This window comes from Bradyrhizobium sp. USDA 4472 (assembly GCF_054058595.1).
In genome coordinates, this window is the sequence record NZ_JBSSAM010000002.1 from 62949 (window position 1) to 84370 (window position 21422).

Genomic DNA, 21422 nt, shown 5'->3' on the forward strand with positions numbered 1-21422 from the left:
TCATTCCGCGCCCTAGGGGGCCAGTCCGGACCCGGCAACCCAATCCAGCGAATCTCAAGGTCGCACAGCCTTGGCCGCCGTCGCGACGGGGCTGGACGCAGCACAGAACCCCCGGAAATTCCAAACAGACCGTTGAGCGTACTGGTCCGAGGAAAAGTCAAAGGCGGCCTCAAACATCAGAATGCCGCTAGGCGTCGTGAGCAAGCCTTGGCGAGCAATTGGGGTTGGCCTTCAAGTGGTGTATCCGACGTGCTATATAAGGATACACGTTGGCGGATAGAGGAGCGCCCGATGGCTTTCCATATTAAGAATCCCGAGACCGACGCGCTGGCACGCAGGGTCGCTGCGCTCAAGAAGATTGGCCTCACCGAGGCCGTGCATACGGCGCTCGCCCATGAGCTGGAGCGTGAGCAGGGTAAGCCAACCTTGGTCGACCTGGGCGTACAGTTCTGTCGCGATCTCCGGGCTAGAGGCAATCCGCAGAGCGGCAAGCCTGCTGACAAGGCGTTCCGCGACAGCCTGTACGAGGATTCCTGATGTTCATTGACGCTTCGGCGCTCACCGCGATGCTGACCGACGAAGATGAGGCGCGCGAGTTGCTGGCCCGCGTGCAGCAAAGCACAACCCGGCTGACTTCGCCGCTGGCCGTCTGGGAGGCGGCGATTGCTATCGCCCGCGTGCTCGATCTGCCGATCACCGCGGCGGCCGAAGCGGTCGAGAGTTATCTCGCGCTGATCGAAATTAAAATGGTGAACGTTGCGCCCGAAACAGCCCGCATCGCGCTCGACGCCTTCGACCGCTTCGGCAAGGGCCGACACCCGGCGCGGCTCAATTTCGGGGACTGTTTTGCCTACGCCTGCGCCCGATATCTTGGCGAACCGTTGATGTTCAAGGGCGCGGATTTTCCGCAGACCGACATCGAGGCGGCCTGACAAGCGCTACTATCGGACCGAGTCTGAGCGTGGCAGAAGTAATGAACGCTGATTCGCGGGGAGCCAGCCCGATAGCCGTGACCGCGACGTTCGGACAGTCGACCTGACCAACGAGGACATCTGAGCGCGGACGGCGGCCGAAGGCGTCCGGTAGAGGGCAGGGGACCTGACCAGCGGCGCATCTTCTCGGCGGTTTGGCGCCAGCGCGGCGAAGAGTCTGGGTCGAGGTCGGCCGAAGCGCTAATTTGCTAGCCGAAATTCAATCGTGGACTGTCCGGAACCGACATCGCTATGACGGAAGCTAAAGCCGTGTTAGTTTCCGTTTCGCTGCTTCTCCCTAAGGTTTATCAGGGCCTTGCTGCCGACCTACAAAATCCCCGATCCACTGCCTTGGGCCCAGCTCGTCGGACCGCTCGCTGCCGCCGAGGACGCCGTGGCTCGCTTCGACGAGCGGCTGGCCAAAAGCCCAATCCGTGACGGCGCAATCAGCCGGACACACTTCACCGATGCCTGCGCCAGTTTGTGGCTGGACGGCGAACTTGTCCACCTCGATGACCTCGTGCTCCACGATGCCGGCATGGACGTTCGCGCTCCTACCCATGAGCTGACTCGCGCCCACGCCGTGCTGCGCGCCCGTCGGCGCATCGCCGAGGCGAAACCCGAATGGGCGTTGTCAGCTCGAGGGCTCTCCAGCCTCCGCGGGCGGGGCGAACGAGAGCAGGAGACGAGCAAGTGGAAGGAAGGTGAGGGAGGTTTTGAGATCGACGAGGCTCGCGAGCGGGAGGAGGTGGGTCTCGAATTGCCCCTCGGTCTCCGCGAGACCGATCCCCATCTGGCCGCCGCTTTCGACGCGGTCGACGCAGCGAACACCAGGGCGGAGCGGAGGCTTGCCGACGAGACTCGGTTTCGGCCGGAGCGGGATTCTCTCATCTACGATCCCGACTGGGATGAGGAGGAACGCCTCGATCAGTGGCGCGATGTGGTCGACCAGACTCGCGGCTTGCCGCCGACCCTGGCTGGGGCGATTGCCGCCGACGCCTGGGGTGAGATCGAACCGCTCGAGCACACGCCTTGGCTCGGCCGCCTGCTCGCCGCAGCATTGTTGAGGGACCGCGGCAAAACGCGATCCCATCTGCCGTGCCTGCATGCTGGGCTGAAAAACATTCCGCGTGAGCGCCGGCGGCCACGCGAGGCCGCAGCGCGTTTGGTCGTGCAGCTCGAGGCCATGACGGCCGCCGCCGAGTCTGGCCGCAAGGATCACGACCGCTGGCTGATGACCAGAAACCTGCTCGCCCGAAAACTCCCCGGCCGTCGCACCACTTCAAAACTGCCGGCTCTCCTCGACTACGTGCTGACGAGGCCGATCGTTTCGGCGGGCATGATCGCGGCGGAACTCCAGATCACTCCCCGTGCTGCCCAAAACCTGGTCGCCGAGCTCGGCCTGCGCGAGGCGACCGGGCGCGGACGCTACCGGGCGTGGGGCGTCCTGTAGAGGCGAAAGCCCGTGTTGTGAACGCTCGGCAGAAAGGCCGTCTCGTCCAAATTAAAAATGCACCAACAAAAAAGCCGCGCGGTTGAAATCCAGCAGCGGCCGTTTCCAGCGCCAGAGGGTGTGACGAAAACTCCGGCTCGAGACGCTGACCAAGGCCTTTATTCGTCCGGCACGCGAGACGAGGGCTTGAGCCTTAGTTTGACCGTACTTATCGTAGCCCAGCTACGACATAGGCAAGAAATCAAAACTTTTATCGCCGTCGACCAGGTACGCCGCGACATAAGAGTACGCGGAATGACCAACTCGCGCGTCCCAGCGACACGCCCCGGCCGACCGCTATCCGGAAGCCGCGCGGCATTCGCAATCGGTTCGTCGACATGGACCGCGGCACGAGGATTCTCGGCCTCGATGTAGCTGAAAATGCTGTCGCGATCGGACAACGCGAAGCGCGACCAGACTAGTTTCACCGTTCCTGCTCCGGCGCTTTTCGAAGCGCAGCGGCACGGCGTTGTGCGAAATGCGCTTCGGCCTCGAAATCATCGATATCAGGCCGCGTGTCGGCCAACGCCTGGCGCACCTTCTCACGAAACCAGGTATCGTAAGCTTGGCTGTTGCTCACGAGCTCCAGCGGAAGCATCCCTTCATTGGCCGTGCGCGTCAGCAGGATCCGCACGGCGTCGGATACCGTGAGACCCATGTTTTCCAGAACCGCAGTGGCCTTTTCCTTCACGTCCGCATCGATGCGGGTCTGGACAGGCATTCGAAGCCATAGCGACCTCCTTATTCGTATCCAGATGAAATACATTTGAATGACATGCACCAGAGACTATCACGGCTCCGTGAGCCGAGGCTGTGACAGCGGGCAAATGGCCCCGCCTTTCGGCGGAGCCATTGCTGTGGGCCCTCAATCCCGATTCGGGCGGGACCAGATGAGCTGTAGGCCGTCCTGGCCCTCCACCTCGATCAGGGTGGCATAGATCGGAGCCGGGAAGCTCGGATCGTCCAGCTTGACCGAGAGGTAATCGCGCTCGGTGTCCCTGGCGCTCTTCTGCCAAGCCGCTCCCAGCTCGACATTGCCGGCGAAGATGCGGAAGTGCGGTCCCTTGTCGGAGGGATTCTCGACGCGAACCAGCTTGGCTTTGGCATTGAGAGCGAGGGTGCGAACCGTGCCGGAGAAGCCGTTACCGGTCGAGGTGAAGGTGCCGATGGTCGCCATTGTCGTGTCCTTTCAGTTTCCCGGGCCGCCCATCGCGGCCTCGATGGCTGGCGACAGACCGGAGGCGATCGACCCGCACGCCGAAGGGGCCGGCACGCAGTAGAGGGCAGCCAGGGCACGACTTTCTTGGCTTGCGCGAGGAATGGGCGCGCAGCGGCCAGGGGAAGAAAGTCGTAACCGGCTGTTGCGGGGGTAAGAGCGAGGCGGCGCTCAAGCGACGACGCCCTTCGGTCAGACATGCCAATCGAGAACGGCGTGGGTGCGCCACAAGAAATGGCCGAGGAACACGACAATGTCGACCATCGAAACCTTGACCGACGAAACAACCCGATCACCGCTCACCCCACACATCTTTAAATTCCTCAGGCTTGCGGGTCGACACCCCAAAACGGGCAAGCGCGCTACTCTGCCGTAAAGAGAGCCACGCGGCCCGACAGTGAACCCGCAGGCCGCAAGCGCGATTTGCTCGGCACAGCGACGACGACCTGTGCAAAGTCAGAATGACGTCCTCCTCGAAGGAGGAACGACATGCAGGCCGGATTAGTCGTCAACGATTTTGATCACCTGAGTGGTCCCTCATTTGGTCTAATTCTGTTCAGATGTCGAAAGTCACATACGGCGTTTATTCGTTTACGGCTGCTTAATGTTTGCGAGCAGGCGAACCCGTAGCCGGTAACGTGAGCGAAATGGCCGGGACAGACGTCTTGCTCGCCGGCGGTGATCGCGCGCGACTGCTGTTTGTCGACGTCTGGAATACGAAAACGCGACGCGGCTAGAGTGTTTCACATTTTGACTGAAGCACAACCGGAGTTGGCGAATAATTGGCGCATTCGCACGGCTGGATTTCTTGGATGAGGTGACCGACTCCAACTGTCCTCGATGGTGCGCTTCTGAGCTTGCCTCATCCACTTTGATCTTGGAGTTGGCTCTTCGGTCGGGTTGAGGTCGGGCGAGTATGGCGACAGGCACCGGCGCCAGCAGCCTGGACAAGCGTGCGCGATCAGTCCTTGAAGTAATGGGTCCGCTGCGCGAGTGATCTCGTCCTCGAAAGCCGCGGCGATGCGTTCTTCGCCCGGAGCGGGCTCTCCATTGTGAACGCGTCCGGCCTGATCCCATTTTCGATGCGTGTCCAGGTTACAGGTGCAGCAATCGGAAATCCGTGGCGCGCCCGCGGCGAATAGGTGCCGATCGCGGTAGTGCCGCGTCCGTTGCGCAGATAATCGAGGAAGATCCGGTTGCTGCGATTTGCCTGCGCCGAAAGGGTGTAGCGATTGGGATTGCGCGCCGCGAACTCGGAGCAAAGTCCGCGCGCGATGCGATGCGCCTGATCGTGCAGTATTGGCTCATTGAGCGGCGCCATCAGATGAACACCCTTGCCCCCGGTCAGCTTGGGCCAGGTGTCAAGCCCTTCGCGCTTCATCAGCGCGCGCAGCTCAAGCGCGGCTTCAGTAAGGACCTTCCATTCAACGCCCTCGCCAGGGTCGAGGTCGATGACGATGCGATCAGCGTGCTCGAAGTCCTCCACGGTTGAATTCCACGGGTGCAGCTCGACGACGCCCATCTGCACCAGTCCGAGAAAGCCATCAAGGGTGTTGACCCACAAGCGCGTGCCTTCGCCACCCTCGCGCTTCCGAATGCGAAGCTGATGCACGCCCCCCGGAATCTCGTTCGGAAGCGGCCCCTTGTGGTAAAAGGTCGTGCCGTGCACGTGCCGCACGAGCTTGAGCGGGCGGTGGCCGAGATGCGGCAGTGCTTTCTTCCAAACTCGCTTCCAATAATACGTCAACTGTTCCTTGGAGGGCACGACCGCGTCGGGAAGAAGCTGGAGGATGTTTTCCTTGGGCACGCCGAGCTTTGGCCGTCCGACAGAGGAGGGCACAAGCCGGGGGGCTTTGACCTTCCGCAATGCCAGATCGTCTCGAAGCCCTTTGAAGACTGCTTCGCGGAGCAGGCCGTCATCTGTGATCGCGCCATACTCCACTTCGACATCCATCGCCGGTTCGACCCAAGTCGCCTTCGGCTTTTTGATCCGGACATCGAGGGCCGATGTCCGCCGGATTAGCGGATCCAGCCGCTCGCGCAGTTCGCGCGCGCTCGTTTCCGTGTACCCGGTCCGAACCTTGCCCGCGTAGACGAGCCTGCCGTTCTGGCGCCGCCCGACGTAGAGCGAGGCGATCTTGCGCGGATGTGCTCCCAGTTTTTCCACGAACGCGACGATCGGAAACGTCTCGCTCTTCTTACATTTGAGCTTGATCCAGGTCTCCTGCCGGCCCGAGCGGTAGGGCCGACCGAACCGCTTGGCGACGAGGCCTTCCAAGCCGAGCTTGCAGCCGTTGGCGAAGATCTCGTCTCCATCGGCCTCGAGAGCCTCGACGTAGATGAAGGTGTGCGGAGCGTCCTTCAGAAGCTCCTGCAGTAGACGCTTGCGATCCTCATATGCCGCGTCGCGCAGATCGTAACCGTCGAGGTACAGGAGATCGAAGGCGTGATAGCGCACACGCTCGCTGCGTTTGGGGCCGAGCTCGCGCCGGAGCTGCTGGAAATCGGACAGGCCGCTGCTGCCGTAGACGACCGCCTCACCGTCGATGATCGCGCTCTTCGCCTTCAGCTTATGAGCCGCGGCTGCGATCGAGGAAAACTGCTCGGTCCAATCGAGCCCCGTGCGAGAATAGACGGTGACAACCCGATCCTGAAGATGCAGTTGCGCGCGGTATCCGTCGGCTTTGATCTCGTAGGCCCAATCCCTCCCGCGTGGCGCATGCTCGCGCAACGTGGGATCACACGGCTCTACGTAACCTGGAATAGCAGCTTTGCGGGCGCCAGCGACGCGCCATACTCCCGAACCAGACTGACGCAACGCCACGGCACACATGCGGACTCAACGCCGTCAAGCTGATTCGTTCCCTGGTGTTCGAGGGTTTTGGCAGAACCGCGTTGCTAGGGCCGCTCGTCGGCCGGTGGCACGTTGGGCCTTGTCGCGTCTAGCCGCCTGTCGCGAAGCCGGGCGTCGGGCTCGCCTATGCGCTTGTATGGGACAAGGGTCCGTTCTGACGCTTGCAGTCCCGAGACACGCTTGCCGACGAGTGCGCGCCATGTCCCCTGGAACCACCAAGGAGAGATGAATTTTGGTCGGGTATCGAACTTTGCGGGCGCATAAAGCCCGATCCGGCGATCATCTTCCCGACCGTTGAGGATGGCCTGGCAGGCGTGAAGTTCATCGATGCGGTGAAGTCCTCGGCACGCAAAGGCGTCTGGGTCCGGATGACGCAGCTGTCGATGCGTCGGTCATGAGCATCAGGGAATCGTGCCGATGACGATGACACGCTTGAGAAATATTGATTCGGGAATCCTATAAAGCACGGCAAAATCAAGAATCTGCCAAAGTAGTGCTAGTCCTTTACTCATAGACTGGCCCGCGCGATCCACCGATAAGTGCGCCGCCTTGCGGCAGCGCAATATGTCGTGACGGGATAATCCTATGCCGGCGCTGACCATCTCTCTTTTCAAGCGTCAGACTTACGATCGCCTCCGCCTATCGAGGAGGACCACGGGAAACCATTTCTCCGCCTTTCATAACCATTGGATCGACCGTGTGTTGGCGATGTTGTTCAAAGGATTGGTCGTAAGCAGTACGAGATCAGCCACTCTTCCCGGCTCGATCAAGCCAACGTCCCTCGAGCGCAGTGCGCGGGCGGCGTTCTCGCCAGACACCTGGGATGGCGAAAGCCCGGCTGCCACTAGCAACTCAAACTCCTGATGAAGGCTTTCGCCCGGAATTATCCAAGGGTTGGTCAAATCGGTTCCGGTCGTTAGCAACGCGCCAGAATCTCGCATGATGCGCACGAGAGCCTGCAATTTGGAGTAGGCTGCAGGGTCCAACAGAGGAACACCAGATGCAAGCGGCTGCCGACTACGATGGCGAGGCGGCCTCCGGGGCCTTGAGCTTGGAAGAGGAGGGCGACAAGGGACCACGATTGGCCGGGTCCAAGTGGTTCGTATATCGAAACGGGCAATCCCTTAGTCTCGTGAGCCATCCCACCGCGCGTCATTAGTGCCACGGCTGTAGCCGAGCGGTATAAGAGCCCGGCATGCGCATGCCGGCACTTGCGCGAGCGAAGCTAGTTCTCGAAAAAGTGTTTGCGTGCTGGAAGCTATTTGCTGCTTTTGCTGGTCGCAATTGGTGTCAGAGCTGCAAGGCAGGTCATCAGTTCGTCTCTTCGAAATGGCTTCGTCAACCTAGGCAGGTCCGATTCGATTCCTTCCACTTCTGAATAACCTGAAATGATCAAGACCGGAGTGTCAGGAGAGGTCGCGCGAATTGTGCGCGCCAACTCAGCGCCGCTCATGCCAGACATGAGATGATCCGTCACGATCAAGTCGATGGGAGTTTTATCTCTCACCACTTCGAGTGCCTGCTCGGCCGATGTCACCTCGATGACGCGATAGCCAAGATCGACGAGCATATCCGAGGTGCTTAAGCGAACGAACTCCTCATCATCCACTAGCAATGCCGTGCCACGGCCTCGTACTGAGTGGGCATCGCGCGCGATACTACGTACTTTTGGCACAGATTCGGTTTGAGGCAGCCACAGCTCGATGTTGGTACCGAGGCCCAGCTTGCTATTGACTATCAATGCACCGCCGAGCTGGGAAGCTAGACCGTGGACCATGCTGAGGCCCAAGCCAGTGCCCTTCCCTAGGCCCTTGGTAGAGAAGAACGGTTCGACCGCTCGAGCGAGCGTTGCCTCGTCCATTCCGACCCCAGTGTCAGCCACGGAAATTCGAACGTATTCGCCGGGCGGTACCTTCCGGTCTGCCTCCAACTGAGTATCTGCTGACGCGGCTATCCGCAGCGTGCCTCCATTCGGCATAGCGTCGCGAGCATTCACTGCCAGATTTAGAAGAGCCATTTCCAGCTGGTTCTGGTCCGCCTTGGCCGGCGGCAGGTTATCTTTTACGTCGACTACGACTTTGATCTGTGGCCCCGTCGTGCTCGACATGAGCTCAGCCATGTTCTCAACCAGCTTGGAGACGTCAACCGCAACCGGTTGGAGCGGCTGACGCCGAGCAAAGGCGAGCAGCCGCTGGACAAGCACCTTCGCTCGCTCCGCCGATTGCGCGGCACCGGCGATCAGGCGCTTTTCACGATCACCACCTACCTCGCGGCGCTGCAGCATATCGAGCGCGCCGACGATCGGCGTAAGCAGATTATTAAAATCGTGGGCAACGCCTCCGGTGAGCTGCCCCATCGCCTCCATCTTCTGGCTTTGACGTAATGCTTCTCGGGCAACTTCGAGTTCAGCTTCGCGGGATTTAGTGACGCTGAGATCGCGACCAACTGCGATGAAGTTTTCACCGTCTGCCTCCGGCGCGACAGTCCACTCAATATGCTTCCAGCCGCCTTGCACGGTTGCGATACGATTTTCGAACCGGCTCGGCTGACGCGTCTTAGCCATCCGAGCAATCGCGGCCAGCGTAGATTGCCGGTCATCTGGATGCATGAAAGTCGAGTAGCCACGTGCAAGGAGCTCCGCTTCGCTCCATCCCAGTATTTGCGTCCAAGCAGGGCTCACCGCAGACATCATGCCGGCGTAGTCGGCGCGCGCGAGCATGTCCTGAGAGAGATTCCAGAGGCGGTCGCGCTCTGCCGAACGGGCCGCAACCTGAGCTGCCAGTGTTTCGTTCAACTGCCGCAAGCGGCCCTCGCTCAGTCTTAGCTCATGCTCTGCTGCGCGCCTGGCTATCGCGGCGTGCGTGCGCTCTGCAAAGTCGCGAACGAGAGTAACTTCCTCGACGCTCCAAACGCGCGGTACCGGCGAATGAATAAACATTTGGCCGACGATGCGGCCATTCTCCATAATGGGTAAATCGAGATGCGCTCTGATTCCAAGCGCTCGAAATGCATCTGCATTCGCGGCGGTGCGCGGATCCTTCTGAACATCTGTGTTCGTAACCACGCGGCCCTGCCGTAGATCGTCGATATACGAGCCATAATCTGAAAATTGATGAAGGCCGGCAAGATTATCGTATCCAGGGGCGAACCAGTTCCTTTCAACCAAAGTAGTTCCGGCTTCATGATCAATCGTGCCATACCCGACTCGCGAAGCCCCTAACGCCTTGCCCAACAGCTCAGACGCTGTAAACGAGATGTCTGCGGTGTCCGCAACGTTGCGCAGGCGCTCGTCGAGTTGCAAAAGTGCATCGCGCCGACGCGCTGCCAGGACCTGGCTCGTCGTCTCGGCGACGGCACAGAACATCCCGGCGACGTGACCTCTCTCATCGCGAACCGGCGAGTAAGAAAAGGTAAACCAAGTGTCCTCGTTGTGGCCGTGCCTGTTCATTGTGAGGGGCAGGTCCTCACGGTAGGTCGCCTCACCCGCCATGGCGGCGTCGATTAACGGCGAAATGTCAGGCCAGATTTCTGACCAAATGTCGAAGAAACGAGCGCCAAGTGCGCGCGGGTGCTTGGCACCGAGGATTTCCGCGTACGCGTCGTTGTAGAGAAATCCAAGCTGTTCGCCCCATGCGACGAACATTGGAAACTTGGAATTGAGTAAAAGACCGACGACTGACCGCAAAGACTGCGGCCAATTTTCCGGGTGACCAAGTGGTGAATTCGACCAGTCGTGAGCGCGCATAAGCGCCCCGACGGTGCCGCCACCGTTCAGAAAGTTGAATTGTCCGGTCCAGTCGGCTGTTCCGGACATCCAATCGGCCATATGCCCTCACTGTCGGAAAAGTTGACCCGTCGCGGAAACGATGACGGGAAGAATGCATCCAAATCATACCCAACGCGAGAGGTCTTTGATTGCAGCATTGCAGCAATTACTCAAAATTAGCCAACGGAGGTACGCGATTGAGATTGTTTGGTCGTACTTCTCCTCTGGCGTTCCCGGAGACAGGGACGCGTGATCTCACAGACAACGAAAAGATTCGATGCGAGACGATTTGCAGCCGGCTCGGCGAGACCACTAGAAACGCACGTTGAACCACATAAAGCTAATGCGAATGGAAATGGCCGTACTTCGGGATTACGATCTGGCAGACTACTCCGCTGGGCCGGTATTCGAGCTTTGTCCCTCCGCTCGGTCCACTGCCGAGGCTGCGGGAGATGAGGGTCTGGCCAAAGCCGGATGAGGTCGGCGGCGTCACCAACGGGCCGTCGCGCTCCTCCCATTCGATCTGCAAAGCACCGTCGTCGAGCAGGCCGATCCGCCGCACTGACAGCTTGCCGGATCGGCTCGAAAGCGCGCCGTATTTCACCGCGTTAGTCGTCAATTCGTGGAACACCAGCCCCAGGGAGACGGCTGTCTTGGAATCGATGGAAATGTCCAATCCTTCCATCGTGATGCGTCCGCCGGAAAGCGTCGCATACGGCGCGAGCTCGACCCGGAGCACATCCTTGATCTGCAGGTTTTCCCAGGAGGCATTGGACAGCAGCGTGTGGGTGGCGGCCAGCGCCTGGATGCGGCCCGAGAATGATTTCTGAAAGTCCTCGATCGTGCGTTCGTGGGATGCGGTACGCGCGGAAATCGCCAGCACCATCGCGAGCGTATTTTTGACACGGTGGTCGAGCTCGCCCATCAGAAGAGCCTGGCGGCGCTCGGCGGCTTTGCGTTGCGATAGGTTGATCAACGTCACCACGCAACCTTGCGTCCGATCGCCGGTTACGACGAGTGGCGCCGCGCTGATCATAACGTCAGTGACGTCGCGGGTCGACGTCTTCACGGCGGCTTCGAGCCCCTGCACGGGCGTACCGCTCGCAGCCATTGCCACGATGTCGGCGCCCGACATCAACTCGGATGCATCGGCAAAACTCAGCTCGATGGCCTCCCCAAACGGCCTTCCGATTGGAGCCTCCTCGCATATCCGTTCGGCGGCCGCATTAATGTGAGTCACCCGGCCAGCGCGGTCGCAGACGATGACGGCCTCGTTGGCGGAGGCGAGAACCGACCGCGCCAACCGCTCCGACTCCTTGGCGGCAGCGATTTGTTCACGCTCACTGATATCCGTAAAGGTAATCGCGACGCCGCTCACGATGCCAAAATCGATCGGGGCTCCGGTGAGAAGGAAGCTGCGATCGCTGTCGCCGACGCGAACGTGGATTTCAGACGATTGCCGCTCGCTCAACGCTTGCGTTAGAAGGCGGCGGAACGTGGTCTGATTGACGGCGTCGAGCATGCCAAGCAGTGCTTGTCCCGACAGCGCGCCGGCCGGACGGTCCAGCAACACGCACAGGGAATGATTGGCATAGAGCAATTGTCCCTCGGCATCGAACGCAGCCGCGCCGATGTCCATCGCCTCCATGAATGTGCGGTAGGATTGCCCATCGCCCTCAAGAGTGAAGACCTGTTCGGTAGGCCCACCCTTGATGACGACGGCGTCGATTTCGCCCTCGCGTATGGCCCGGAGCGTCTCCTCGGCCTCGTAAAGCCGAGCCTCGAGTTCGTCCCGGGTCAACGCAGATACGAGCGATACCACCGTCATTATTCCTCAACCGACAGATGAACTAGAACCTTTTGGGTGTCGGAAAGGTCCCCGATAATCTTGCGGATGGGGACCGGGAGCTCTTTGACCAGGGTCGGGATCGCGACAATTCCGTGTTCGCGGGCGAGCTGCGGCTGCTTCTTGAGATCAACGACCTCAACCTTGTACTTGCCGGCAAGGTGTTCCGAGCAGATCTTTTCGAGGTTACGGATCGCGGCGAGCGATTTAGGTGTCTCGCCCGCGACATAGAGGACAAGCTTAACGGGATCTTTGCTTGATGCGACCATGACTTAGTCCTGTTTCGTCTTGCCGGCAGGGAGGTCCAATCCCCGTCCGCGCGCCATTTCGGCGGCGTCTTGCCGGCTCTGTCTGAGATAAACATCTTCAGCCTTGACGATCCGTTTGAGCTCGGCCTCGTCGGCATCAATATCGGCCCTGAGCGCCTCGATCTGGGCGAGCGCGCGTCGTCGTCGCTGGCCGATCTGGTCCTGGACCCGCGCGACCTCGGCCAGCCGACCGACTTCGGCCCGTCGCGCGCGAGCCTCCTCGTTACGCCGCGCCGACCCGGTCAACGCGCCGCCTTCGCCGAGATAGGGTTCAAGCAGATGGATGCCGTCGTTCGACATGACGAACTCGCGCACCTGATTAGAATGCGAGATGCCTCGTGCTTTCAGCAGGTAAAGTTCGCGGTTGAACTCGCCGTTCGCCTCTCGGTTGAGCAGCAGGATCCAGCCATCCATTAAAGACGACAACCCGGCATCGGTCTCGGCCTGCTGGACATGTGCCAGGTGGGTGAACACGGCCGTGATACCATTGGACTTGAGAAAATCGACGATGCGCAGCAGCATCGCCTGTACCTCGCTGATCTCTGCGGAACCGGTGAAGGCGGAGATCGGATCGAGCACGACAAGCTGTGGTTTGAACTTTCCGACCTCGCGCAACATGATCGCAAGGTGCATTTCGAGCGAGTAGAATGTCGGTCGCGTCGCGATATAGCGCATCTGCCCGTTCTTCAGCCATTTGTCGAGATTGGTGCCGATCGACCTCATGTTGCGGACGGTCTGCGCCTCGGACTCCTCGAAGGAGAGATAGAGCGCGTGCTCGCCGCGCTTGCAGGCAGCGTCAGCCATCATGCAGGCGAGCGAGCTTTTGCCGGAGCCGGCGACGCCGGTGAGTAGGATGCTGCTGCCGCGGTAGAAGCCGCCGCCGGTCAGCATGGCGTCTAGGTCGGGCACGCCGGTTGAGATGCGCTCGTCGAACACCTGGTGGCCGAGGCCGAGGGAGGAGACCGGCAGGACCGAGAAGCCATCCTCGTCGATCAGGAACGGATATTCGTTTGTACCGTGTGCCGTGCCGCGATATTTGACGATGCGCAAGCGCCGCGTCGAGATCTGCTTCTCGACGCGGTGATCGAGCAGGATCACACAGTCGGAGACGTATTCTTCCAGACCTTGCCTGGTCAGGCTACCGTCCCCACGTTCACCAGTGATAACGGCCGTCAGACCTTTCTGCTTGAGCCAGTCGAACAAGCGGCGGATTTCGGCGCGCAAGATGGCCGGGTTTGAGAAAGCCGAGAACAGGCTCTCAATCGTATCGAGCACGATGCGCTTTGCGCCGATCTGGTCCACAGCAAATTCAAGGCGCAGAAAGAGGGCTTCGAGATCGTAATCGCCGATCTCGGCGACTTCTGACGGGTCGATTGCAATGTGCTCGATAACGATCTTGGATTGGTCGATTAGGCTCTGCAGGTCAAAACCGAGCGAGTCGACGTTCGCGACGATATCGACCGGTCGCTCCTCGAAGGTCACAAAGACGCCCGGCTCGTCGTGTTGCCGCGCGCCATTGAAGAGAAATGTCGAGGCAAAAAGCGTCTTGCCGCAGCCCGCCGAACCGCAAACCAAGGTCGGGCGCCCGGAGGGAAGGCCACCTAGTGTCAACTCATCGAAGCCGTCAATACCAGTAAGAGACTTGGATATTCCTTCAGTCATGCCCCGGTTCCAGAACTTGTCCAATCCCGTTGTAGTTCGTGGGAACTGAGCTGCCCAGTCCTAAAAGTGCGAATATTTCACCGGTCCAGGCGGAACTAAATTCGACATACGAGATGGCCGTGGAGGCGCTCTACCCCGGCTGCGGACAATCAGAGCAGACGGAAGATCTCCCTCTCGAACGCGACAATGTCTTCGTGGGATTTGTTTGCGCCGCAGGAGCAGGATCGGCTCCCTCTCGTCCGCGTCGTCTTCGCCTTCGGGTCAATAGAGTGCTTCAAGCCGGCAATCCATTCGCGTTCTTAAGCACGGATGCGGAGCGATCGGCCCAGCCACTTCTTACCGATCCGAATCGTCACTGGAACTCATCTGCGCACCCAAAAGTTCTATTCGCTTAGGCCAGAAGGAGGCCGAGACCAGTGACTATCTTGCGACAAGCCATCGACAAACTCGGTCCGTATCAGTCACTCACGCTGCTAGCCGTGCCGGTCTGTCTGGTTGAGCCTTTGAAGCTAATAGCTGTAGCGGTAGCGAGCGAGGGCCACTGGATCACCGGCACAGCCATGATCATCGCAGCGTATGCCGCCAGCCTACTCATTGTGGAACGACTGTTCGCGGCAGTGAAGCCAAAGCTGCTGAAGCTTAATTGGTTTGCGAAGCTCTGGGCTTGGCTCATTGTCATACGATACCAGCTCGCACGTCCGTTTCCGAGCACGTCGGCTTCGTGACCCTTATGTCATTGTTACGCGCATGACCACGTCGAGCACTGGTGAGGAAAGAGCCGTTAGCATCCTCCGGGAGCTGCACGCTGCCGAGGACGAGTTGATCGGGAAGACTGTCGTCATGACTGACGGCAAAGCTGGAACGATTGATCATGTCTATCTCGACGAAGTGCACGGTCTTCGCATTTCAATCGCTGGGCACGACGGCGAATGGCCGATTTCAACCGTCAAGCTCATCCAGAACTGATGGCTGGAGCACCATCTTCACCGACAAAACAGCCCGCTGGTTGTTTGGGTGGCCGAGAGTTCGCTAGGGTCAAACTCGACACGAACTCAAAGTGAGCATAGCGCGTCCGCTTTCAGGCACATCGCGACCACACGGTCGGCACTTAGTGATTAAGCTGCCTCCTTTATTGCCCGAGTTTTCCGGGACGGGACGGTGGACACGCGAGGCCAACATCCCAGACAAGTCCAATAAGAAACAGACTGGATGGACCACCAGGCTCGGCAGGGGAACGGAGGCCTATTCGGCCTCTTGCGGGAGGCCGGTTGGCTGGGGCGCCGGAAGAACTCGACCGGATCCACCTCCAGTGTAAGGCCGTATGTCCGGGTCTGCCGATGAGGTGGCTCGCCCTACACTGCGCGTCCGAGGGTTGCTCGGGCGGACCGAGCCGATCCTAGGACGAGCCGTGGCAAATTATAGGGAAGCATTCGTCGGAATCGATGTGGCCAAGCTGAGAAATGCCGTCGCGAGTGCGGACGCAGGCGGGGAGGGGGAGTTCGGTTCTTCGGTGAGGTTGATGCTTCGGCCACCAACATGCGCCGCGTCTTAGAACGGATCTCCAAGCGGGTTGACCGCGTCCACTTCTGTTAAGAAGCCGGCCCGACTGGCTATGATCTTTATCGCCTGATCCGGTCGCTCGGCCACGAGTGCATGGTGGTGGCGCCGTCGCCGATCCCAAGGAAGGCGGGCGATTGGGGGGATAACGAATTAACGAATCGCCGGGACGCCGTTTCTCTCGCGCGTCTACTACGCGCTGGCGAGCTGACTGCGGTATGGGTTCCCGAGGCGCGATGGGATAAGTTGCAAGCCATTGCAAGAGGCGTTTTCGCGAAGCACCGTTGGCAACAGTCTTTGCCGCTTTCGTTCTCGGTCTAGTGATCGGCGAGCGCCGTTGAGCCAGTTGCTCCTTCGGCCGCTTAACGACAGCTCCCAAGATTGCCGAGCGACGGCGTACACTCGTTGCCGCTTATCGCTGGTGTCCCAGACCGAGGCTGAGCGCCAATGCATTCTGTCTTAAAGATCCTTTCGCTCCACTTCATCAGCTTCGTCAACTTAGCGACGAGCGTACGAGATTGTGAACGAGCCTTGAGAAGCTTGATGTCCGCTGCCGCAACGAACCAAGGTTCAATCATGCACTTTCGATGCCCGATGGCGTTCACGTTCACTTGGCTTACAAGTCAGCCTGCTCCTGGGAACTGATACTTTTTCCTTCGTGTCCCTTGGCGAAGATTCGGCTATCAAGAGTGCCAAACGGACCGTCTAGACTCCTTGATTCTAAAATTGACGACGCGACACAATGCTCGGACCGGATCCTGAGGTTTCTTAGGAGGCGCTCCCTACAGCTTTTACCACCGATCTACGACCTTGACTTGTGGCTCCGCGGCTCCCTCCGATCTGCCATAAGCCTTCTGAACTACGCCTTCCTGAATTGCGGTCCGTATCTCTTTTGCGGCCTTCAGGGCGCGACGCATGAATGGGTCTTCGCTCTCTCGGCTGAACGTCAGTAGCTTGTTGCAATGCTGGCAGTTAATCTGCGAGCCTTCCCGCACTTTGCCGACCTTCTCACGAAAGACTTGTCTGCAAGCGGGACACCGAACCTTAACCCTGTCTTCCACCGCAAATCTCCGGAATCTGTGAACCCTTGTTCTCGAATACTTTGAGAGCCAAACCTAAGCACTCCTATGATTGATGGTTTGTTTCGCCCACAGTTCTCCAGGTCTGAAACGTCAAATTTGACGGGATCTTGCAACGGCACTTCAGGAGCGCTTCGATAGTTTGAGGGTGAACAGCAAAATTAGAAAGGGACAAGATGCACTATCCGTTGGATCATGGCTTACCTCTTGTGCAGCTGAAGGAACGTCGTCGAGAAATGGTCGTCTCACTTCAAAATCGGATCGATCTGGTCGATGGCGTTGAATTGAGGTTACTCGCGGAACTCCAGCAGGCAATCGTTGCTATCGAGAGCGTGATTGCTGACCTCGACTGCGAGCAGGAAGTCGTCTTCGCCGCCGATCATCAAGTTCGCGCGATTCTGCCGTTCGGCAGGCGTGCAGCGGTTCACTCTCCGATCTGACGCCGCTACCGACGAGGGCGTCGGCCCGCCCGCGGAAGGCGGCTCTAGGACTTAACGGACCGTTAGCGAGACTGAAGTAGGCTTAGGCTCGGCAGCCGTTCGGGTCCGCAAGCAATGGAATTTCAGAGTGTAACACCCGCTGTTGTAGCAGCGATCCGGCAGCGTGATCTCCTGAACACATGGCTGCGTCTGTACTTGCACAATGAGGACGACCTTCCCGCCGTTTCCGAGTACGAACCCGGTCGCCTCAAGGAAGAAGCCGACGATCTCGTTTATTATTCTGTCGAAGGGTCCTGCACGCCGCCCGTGGTAACGATACGGAGCGAGGGAACTCGTATGTCGAGTGCTTATGGCGCGATTGGTAAAGGCCGCCGACTAGATGAGTACGTTGGCCCCCGGTTGGCGGCGTCTGTGATGCCAGTTTATCACCTATGCATCGAGCGGCGGCGGCCAGTATACACCGTCTCTCACCTGAAGGACGACGAAGGTCGCGAGGTGGAGTACGAGAGATTACTCCTGCCGTTTGGGCATGGCAGCACGGTGACTGACATCATCGCTTCGCTCAAAACCATCAGCATTGAAGGACGTTTCGAGCTTAGAGACCTGATGAAGCGTACCGAGATCGTAACTGCCCCGGCCGTGCGGGCCGTGATCGACCGCGAGCTCTCTAACGCGCGGCCCTATCGCTCGTCAGCGTGGGCGGATGATCTCGTATTCGAGTGATTAAGGCGTCGCTGCGTGCTTGAAAGCTTCGAGGAAAGTCGACCTTCAGGGGAGCGTGGGCCCGAAAGGCGGCGACGGGGATCGCGGCGATCGAAGCTCTCGTCGTACTTCGGAAACCGGAGGAGCGGCCGTCCTCTTGGGCGACCACTCCTCCAACTCTCTTAATGCATATGAATGAGCCAATAGCCGGCGCCACCGACGACGATAACGGCGGGAACTGCCCACAGCAAAAGAACAGGCATCGGTCTTACTCCTCAACAAGTGACTGCGGGTGGTACTGCAGCAAGATCACTGCTCGGTACAAACCTTCGTGGTCTTGACTGCACCTTCGGCTTCAGTCCGGGTCTTGAACGTCGTGTCCCCGACAACGGTCGTGGTCGTCGTCGTGGGCTTGGTGTCGACGATCGTGCACTTCTTGGTGGTTGCATCACGCACGATGTAGAACCCTTCTGCCTTCGCTACCTGAGTGCCAAAGGCAAGAGCAGCAAACGCGCCGCAGATAATGAGCTTCTTCATTGGGTAGTTCTCCTCCTAGTCAAGCAACGAAGAACCAATCCGTCCGCGTTGCTCAACGTTCCGATCCATTGGCTCGAGGAGCGGCTCGCGTGCTGTTAAGGTTACTCCAATTCCTGTCGCGAGCCGGCAGGTGAGAGCAGCTTAACTACGTTAAAATTCGCAGGCGTTTCAATAGGAACGAAGCATTGCGAACTCCCTTTGATGGGCATGAACGATCACGCTCAACTCGCGACCGCGATGCTGGTCCTTTTCTTCACCGCGATAGCCTTGGTCTGGGGCCAGCTGTACTTAGAGCGAGCCACCACGACGCGAGAGCAAGCCACACTGCAAATCGGCAAGAGGATTTCGCAGTCCTCGCCGATCGCCGTTTCGGGATTGCGCGGTGAAGCAGCGAACATTTCTTCTGCGCTCTCGCGCTGACGACCTCATGATCGTTCTGCGCCTTTGGTGAGCGACGTCCTGCGACATGGTCAAGACGCGCCAAGCGCACCTTGTTTTGCTCTTCCCGGAGCTATGGACGTCGACAGCTAATTACAGCTTGGCCTTAAGGGCTTCTTGCCTGGCGGTTGTGATTCTGTAATGCCGGGATGTCAATCGGCGTTCGGCTGCGACCCACTATCGGCATCCAAAAGGGAGTCCTTTGATCGGCGCGCTCTGTTGGTAGCGCTCGGGTCGTCGGAGCTGGTCGGGGTTGCGGAGGCGGCGCGAGCGCGGGTTGTTTGAACATCGTCGCGGCTTTGAATCGCCAACTGTCGTTGCCGGTCTCAACGATGTCGCAGTGATGGGGTCAATCGGTCGAGTAGCGCGGTGGTCATTTTGGCATCGCCGAACACGCTGGGCCATTCGCCGAACGCAAGATTGGTGGTGACAATGATGGAGGTGCGCTCGTAGAGCCGGCTGATGATTGGAACAGGAGCTGACCGCCCGATTGCGCGAACGGCAGATAGCCCAGCTGGTCGAGAACGATGAAGTCCATGCGGCTCAGATGCTCAGCGAGCCGTCCCTGCCGTCCGTTGCGGGTCTCGGTCTCGAGCCGGTTGACGAGATCGACGACGTTGTAGAAGCGTCCTCTGGCACCATCGCGGATGCAACTTCTGGCAATGGCGATGGCCAGAAGGTCTTGCCTGTGCCGGTGCCGCCAACCAGCACGATGTTCCGTTGCTGGGCGATAAAGCCGCCGCCAGCGAGATCATTGGCGAGAGTCTGATTGATCGGCGTACCGTCGAACTGGAAGTCGGCGATGTCCTTGGCAAGCGGCAGCTTGGCAATGGTGAGCTGGTATTTGATCGACCTGGCCTGCATCTCGTTGATCTCGGCGTTGAGCAGGTCGCCGACAATGCGCTGAGGCTCATGCTGGCGCTTGACGGCAGTTGCCATGATCTCGTCGAAGGCAGCCTTCATGCCGTAGAGCTTGAGTTCGCCCATGAGATCCAAGATTTGGGTTCGTTCCATCAGATGGTCCTCCGGAGCTTGTCGTAGCGGGCACAATCGGCGATTGGTGCATGACGGAGCGTCAGTGCGGCCGGCGTCATGATGTTGGCCGGTGGGGCGGGTTCACGTTGACGGGCCAGGATATTGAGCACGACATCGGCGGAATGGACGCTGTGACTGAGCGCTTCGGCACAGGCCGCTTCCACCGCGGGCAAACCGTCAGTCAGCACCGCGTTGAGGATGTCGACCATCTGCCGATTGCCATCATCGGTGCTGGCAAGCTTGCGCCGGATTCGCTCGATCGCGGCCGGCAGCACCCAGTCCTTGAAGGGAGCACCGTTGCGCAAGGCGCCGGGTTTGCGGGCGAGCACCGGCACATAATGCCAGGGGTCGTAGACGGTATCCCCGCGGCCAAAGGATCGCGGGTGCTCGGCAACGATGCGTCCATCCTGACGGATCACGATGCGATCGGCATGGGCTTGAACCTCGACCGGCCGTCCGACCGCGGCTGCGACCGAGTACTCGTTGTTGTCAAAGCGCACCAGGCGGGTCTTGGAGACCGATGCCGTCACCGCATGAAAGCCATCGAAGCGGCCGGCATAGGGGACGAGTTTGGGGCGTTCGGCTTCGAACACGTCCCAGATCGTCTGATCGGCCAGCTCCGGATGGCGATGAGCCTTGGCGTAGGCGATGCATTTGTCGATCAGCCGGGCCTTTAACTCGTCGAGATGTTTGAACCGCAGCCGCGGCGTGAAGAAGCGTTCGCGGACCAGCCCGACCTGGTTCTCGACCTGCCCCTTCTCCCAGCCCGACGCTGGCGTACAGGCGACCGGATCGACCAGATAGTGGCTGCACATCTGCAGGAAGCGGCGATTGTAGATACGGCCTTTACCGACCAAGATCGTCTCTACGGCGGACTTCATGTTGTCGTAGATGCCGCGGGTGCAGGCGCCTTTGAACAGGGCGAACGCCCGGTCGTGGGCGTCGAACACCATCTCCTGCGTCTCTCGCGGATAGGCCCGCACGAACAGCATGCGGCTGTGACAGAGCCGGACATGAGCAGCCTTCACCATCACCGTGGTGCCGCTCAGCAGGACGACTTCGTGGCTCCAGTCGAACTGGTAGGCTTCGCCTGGTGCAAAGCTGAGCGGCACATAGCCGACGCTGTCGAGGTGCCGCGTTCCTTGCTCCATCGTCGTGCATATCGACGAACCGCATCATAGCCGCCGGCGTAACCCAGGCCGCGAAGCTCTTCGAATAGCCGGATGCATCAGCCGTTCCCGCGCCGACTTGCTCGCATTCCCTGCCAGCAATCGGTCAAGCTCGGCACTCCAGGCACCCATCTTCGGGAGCGGCTGCGTCTCGCGCTCATACCGGAACTCCGTCGCCTGAGAACGAATGACCTTGCGAACCACCTTCCGCGATACGCCGAGTTCTCGGCAGATCGCCTTGATCGGACGACCATCAACAAAGTAGGCGCGACGGATCCTACCAATCGTCTCCACCACCAGCATCCCAACCTCGGCTTCCATGACTCGATGGAAGCCACTGTGGACCCTTA

17 protein-coding genes and 6 pseudogenes are annotated in these 21422 nt (G+C 59.7%); 9 read left to right on the plus strand and 14 right to left on the minus strand.

Features of this window, described 5'->3' with window-relative positions:
* Window positions 1–291 precede the first annotated feature (291 nt).
* The 3 genes from ACVWZ4_RS35815 (at window position 292) to ACVWZ4_RS35825 (ending at window position 2424) form a co-directional block, all read left to right on the plus strand.
* Complete coding sequence (locus tag ACVWZ4_RS35815) at window positions 292–537, plus strand: type II toxin-antitoxin system VapB family antitoxin (RefSeq protein ID WP_456705413.1); 246 nt, start codon at window positions 292–294, stop codon at window positions 535–537.
* Window positions 537–932 carry a type II toxin-antitoxin system VapC family toxin gene (locus tag ACVWZ4_RS35820; protein WP_456705412.1) on the plus strand — a complete coding sequence of 132 codons (396 nt, stop codon included), beginning with the start codon at window positions 537–539 and terminating at the stop codon, window positions 930–932. The genes ACVWZ4_RS35815 and ACVWZ4_RS35820 overlap by 1 nt, the downstream gene beginning before the upstream one ends.
* A gap of 355 nt (window positions 933–1287) precedes the next feature.
* A complete protein-coding gene (locus tag ACVWZ4_RS35825) occupies window positions 1288–2424 on the plus strand; it encodes an RHE_PE00001 family protein (protein ID WP_456705411.1) in 1137 nt (378 codons plus the stop codon).
* 222 nt (window positions 2425–2646) lie between these two features.
* Here ACVWZ4_RS35825 and ACVWZ4_RS35830 read toward each other — a convergent pair.
* The 11 genes and pseudogenes from ACVWZ4_RS35830 to kaiC all read right to left on the minus strand — a co-directional run bounded on the left by ACVWZ4_RS35830 (window position 2647) and on the right by kaiC (window position 14115).
* Window positions 2647–2891 (minus strand): annotated as a pseudogene (locus ACVWZ4_RS35830) (type II toxin-antitoxin system RelE/ParE family toxin).
* Window positions 2888–3194 (minus strand): annotated as a pseudogene (locus ACVWZ4_RS35835) (type II toxin-antitoxin system RelB/DinJ family antitoxin). The pseudogenes ACVWZ4_RS35830 and ACVWZ4_RS35835 overlap by 4 nt, the downstream one beginning before the upstream one ends.
* 134 nt (window positions 3195–3328) lie before the next feature.
* Complete coding sequence (locus ACVWZ4_RS35840) at window positions 3329–3640, minus strand: DUF736 domain-containing protein (RefSeq protein WP_456705410.1); 312 nt, start codon at window positions 3638–3640, stop codon at window positions 3329–3331.
* Between the two features lie 782 nt (window positions 3641–4422).
* Window positions 4423–4605: pseudogene (locus ACVWZ4_RS35845) on the minus strand (IS630 family transposase); the annotation flags it as partial.
* A gap of 35 nt (window positions 4606–4640) precedes the next feature.
* Complete coding sequence (ligD, locus tag ACVWZ4_RS35850) at window positions 4641–6512, minus strand: DNA ligase D (protein ID WP_456705409.1); 1872 nt, start codon at window positions 6510–6512, stop codon at window positions 4641–4643.
* 422 nt (window positions 6513–6934) lie between these two features.
* Window positions 6935–7135 (minus strand): hypothetical protein, encoded by a 201-nt coding sequence (locus ACVWZ4_RS35855; protein WP_456790528.1) that lies wholly within the window; start codon window positions 7133–7135, stop codon window positions 6935–6937.
* A gap of 75 nt (window positions 7136–7210) precedes the next feature.
* Entirely contained in the window at window positions 7211–7612 is a 402-nt protein-coding gene (locus tag ACVWZ4_RS35860) for an amidohydrolase family protein (RefSeq protein WP_456705408.1), read from the minus strand.
* A gap of 179 nt (window positions 7613–7791) precedes the next feature.
* Window positions 7792–10359, minus strand: a complete 2568-nt coding sequence (locus tag ACVWZ4_RS35865; protein WP_456705407.1) for a PAS domain-containing protein — start codon at window positions 10357–10359, stop codon at window positions 7792–7794.
* Between the two features lie 280 nt (window positions 10360–10639).
* Window positions 10640–12127 carry a sensor histidine kinase gene (locus tag ACVWZ4_RS35870; RefSeq protein WP_456790530.1) on the minus strand — a complete coding sequence of 496 codons (1488 nt, stop codon included), beginning with the start codon at window positions 12125–12127 and terminating at the stop codon, window positions 10640–10642.
* Window positions 12127–12414 (minus strand): circadian clock KaiB family protein, encoded by a 288-nt coding sequence (locus ACVWZ4_RS35875; protein ID WP_453982610.1) that lies wholly within the window; start codon window positions 12412–12414, stop codon window positions 12127–12129. Before ACVWZ4_RS35875 ends, ACVWZ4_RS35870 begins: the two co-directional genes overlap by 1 nt.
* 3 nt (window positions 12415–12417) lie before the next feature.
* Window positions 12418–14115, minus strand: a complete 1698-nt coding sequence (gene kaiC, locus ACVWZ4_RS35880; protein WP_456790531.1) for a circadian clock protein KaiC — start codon at window positions 14113–14115, stop codon at window positions 12418–12420.
* Between the two features lie 416 nt (window positions 14116–14531).
* On the opposite strand from kaiC, the gene ACVWZ4_RS35885 reads away from it, so the two are divergent.
* The 5 genes and pseudogenes from ACVWZ4_RS35885 to ACVWZ4_RS35905 all read left to right on the plus strand — a co-directional run bounded on the left by ACVWZ4_RS35885 (window position 14532) and on the right by ACVWZ4_RS35905 (window position 17914).
* Window positions 14532–14840 (plus strand): hypothetical protein, encoded by a 309-nt coding sequence (locus ACVWZ4_RS35885; protein WP_456705403.1) that lies wholly within the window; start codon window positions 14532–14534, stop codon window positions 14838–14840.
* A gap of 22 nt (window positions 14841–14862) precedes the next feature.
* Window positions 14863–15081 carry a PRC-barrel domain containing protein gene (locus ACVWZ4_RS35890; RefSeq protein WP_456705402.1) on the plus strand — a complete coding sequence of 73 codons (219 nt, stop codon included), beginning with the start codon at window positions 14863–14865 and terminating at the stop codon, window positions 15079–15081.
* Window positions 15082–15523: 442 nt separating this feature from the next.
* Window positions 15524–15936: pseudogene (locus ACVWZ4_RS35895) on the plus strand (IS110 family transposase); the annotation flags it as partial.
* Window positions 15937–16927: 991 nt separating this feature from the next.
* Complete coding sequence (locus ACVWZ4_RS35900; protein ID WP_456705401.1) at window positions 16928–17191, plus strand: hypothetical protein; 264 nt, start codon at window positions 16928–16930, stop codon at window positions 17189–17191.
* 114 nt (window positions 17192–17305) lie between these two features.
* Window positions 17306–17914 (plus strand): hypothetical protein, encoded by a 609-nt coding sequence (locus tag ACVWZ4_RS35905; protein ID WP_456705400.1) that lies wholly within the window; start codon window positions 17306–17308, stop codon window positions 17912–17914.
* Window positions 17915–18202: 288 nt separating this feature from the next.
* Here ACVWZ4_RS35905 and ACVWZ4_RS35910 read toward each other — a convergent pair whose 3' ends face one another.
* Window positions 18203–18430, minus strand: a complete 228-nt coding sequence (locus tag ACVWZ4_RS35910) for a hypothetical protein (protein WP_456705399.1) — start codon at window positions 18428–18430, stop codon at window positions 18203–18205.
* Window positions 18431–18631: 201 nt separating this feature from the next.
* Here ACVWZ4_RS35910 and ACVWZ4_RS35915 point away from each other — a divergent pair, with 201 nt between their 5' ends.
* Entirely contained in the window at window positions 18632–18850 is a 219-nt protein-coding gene (locus tag ACVWZ4_RS35915; RefSeq protein WP_456705398.1) for a hypothetical protein, read from the plus strand.
* A gap of 316 nt (window positions 18851–19166) precedes the next feature.
* Here the strand turns inward: ACVWZ4_RS35915 and istB are convergent.
* Window positions 19167–19882 (minus strand): annotated as a pseudogene (gene istB / locus ACVWZ4_RS35920) (IS21-like element helper ATPase IstB); the annotation flags it as partial.
* Window positions 19779–21375 (minus strand): annotated as a pseudogene (istA, locus tag ACVWZ4_RS35925) (IS21 family transposase). The pseudogenes istB and istA, both read right to left, overlap by 104 nt.
* Between the last annotated feature and the right edge of the window lie 47 nt (window positions 21376–21422).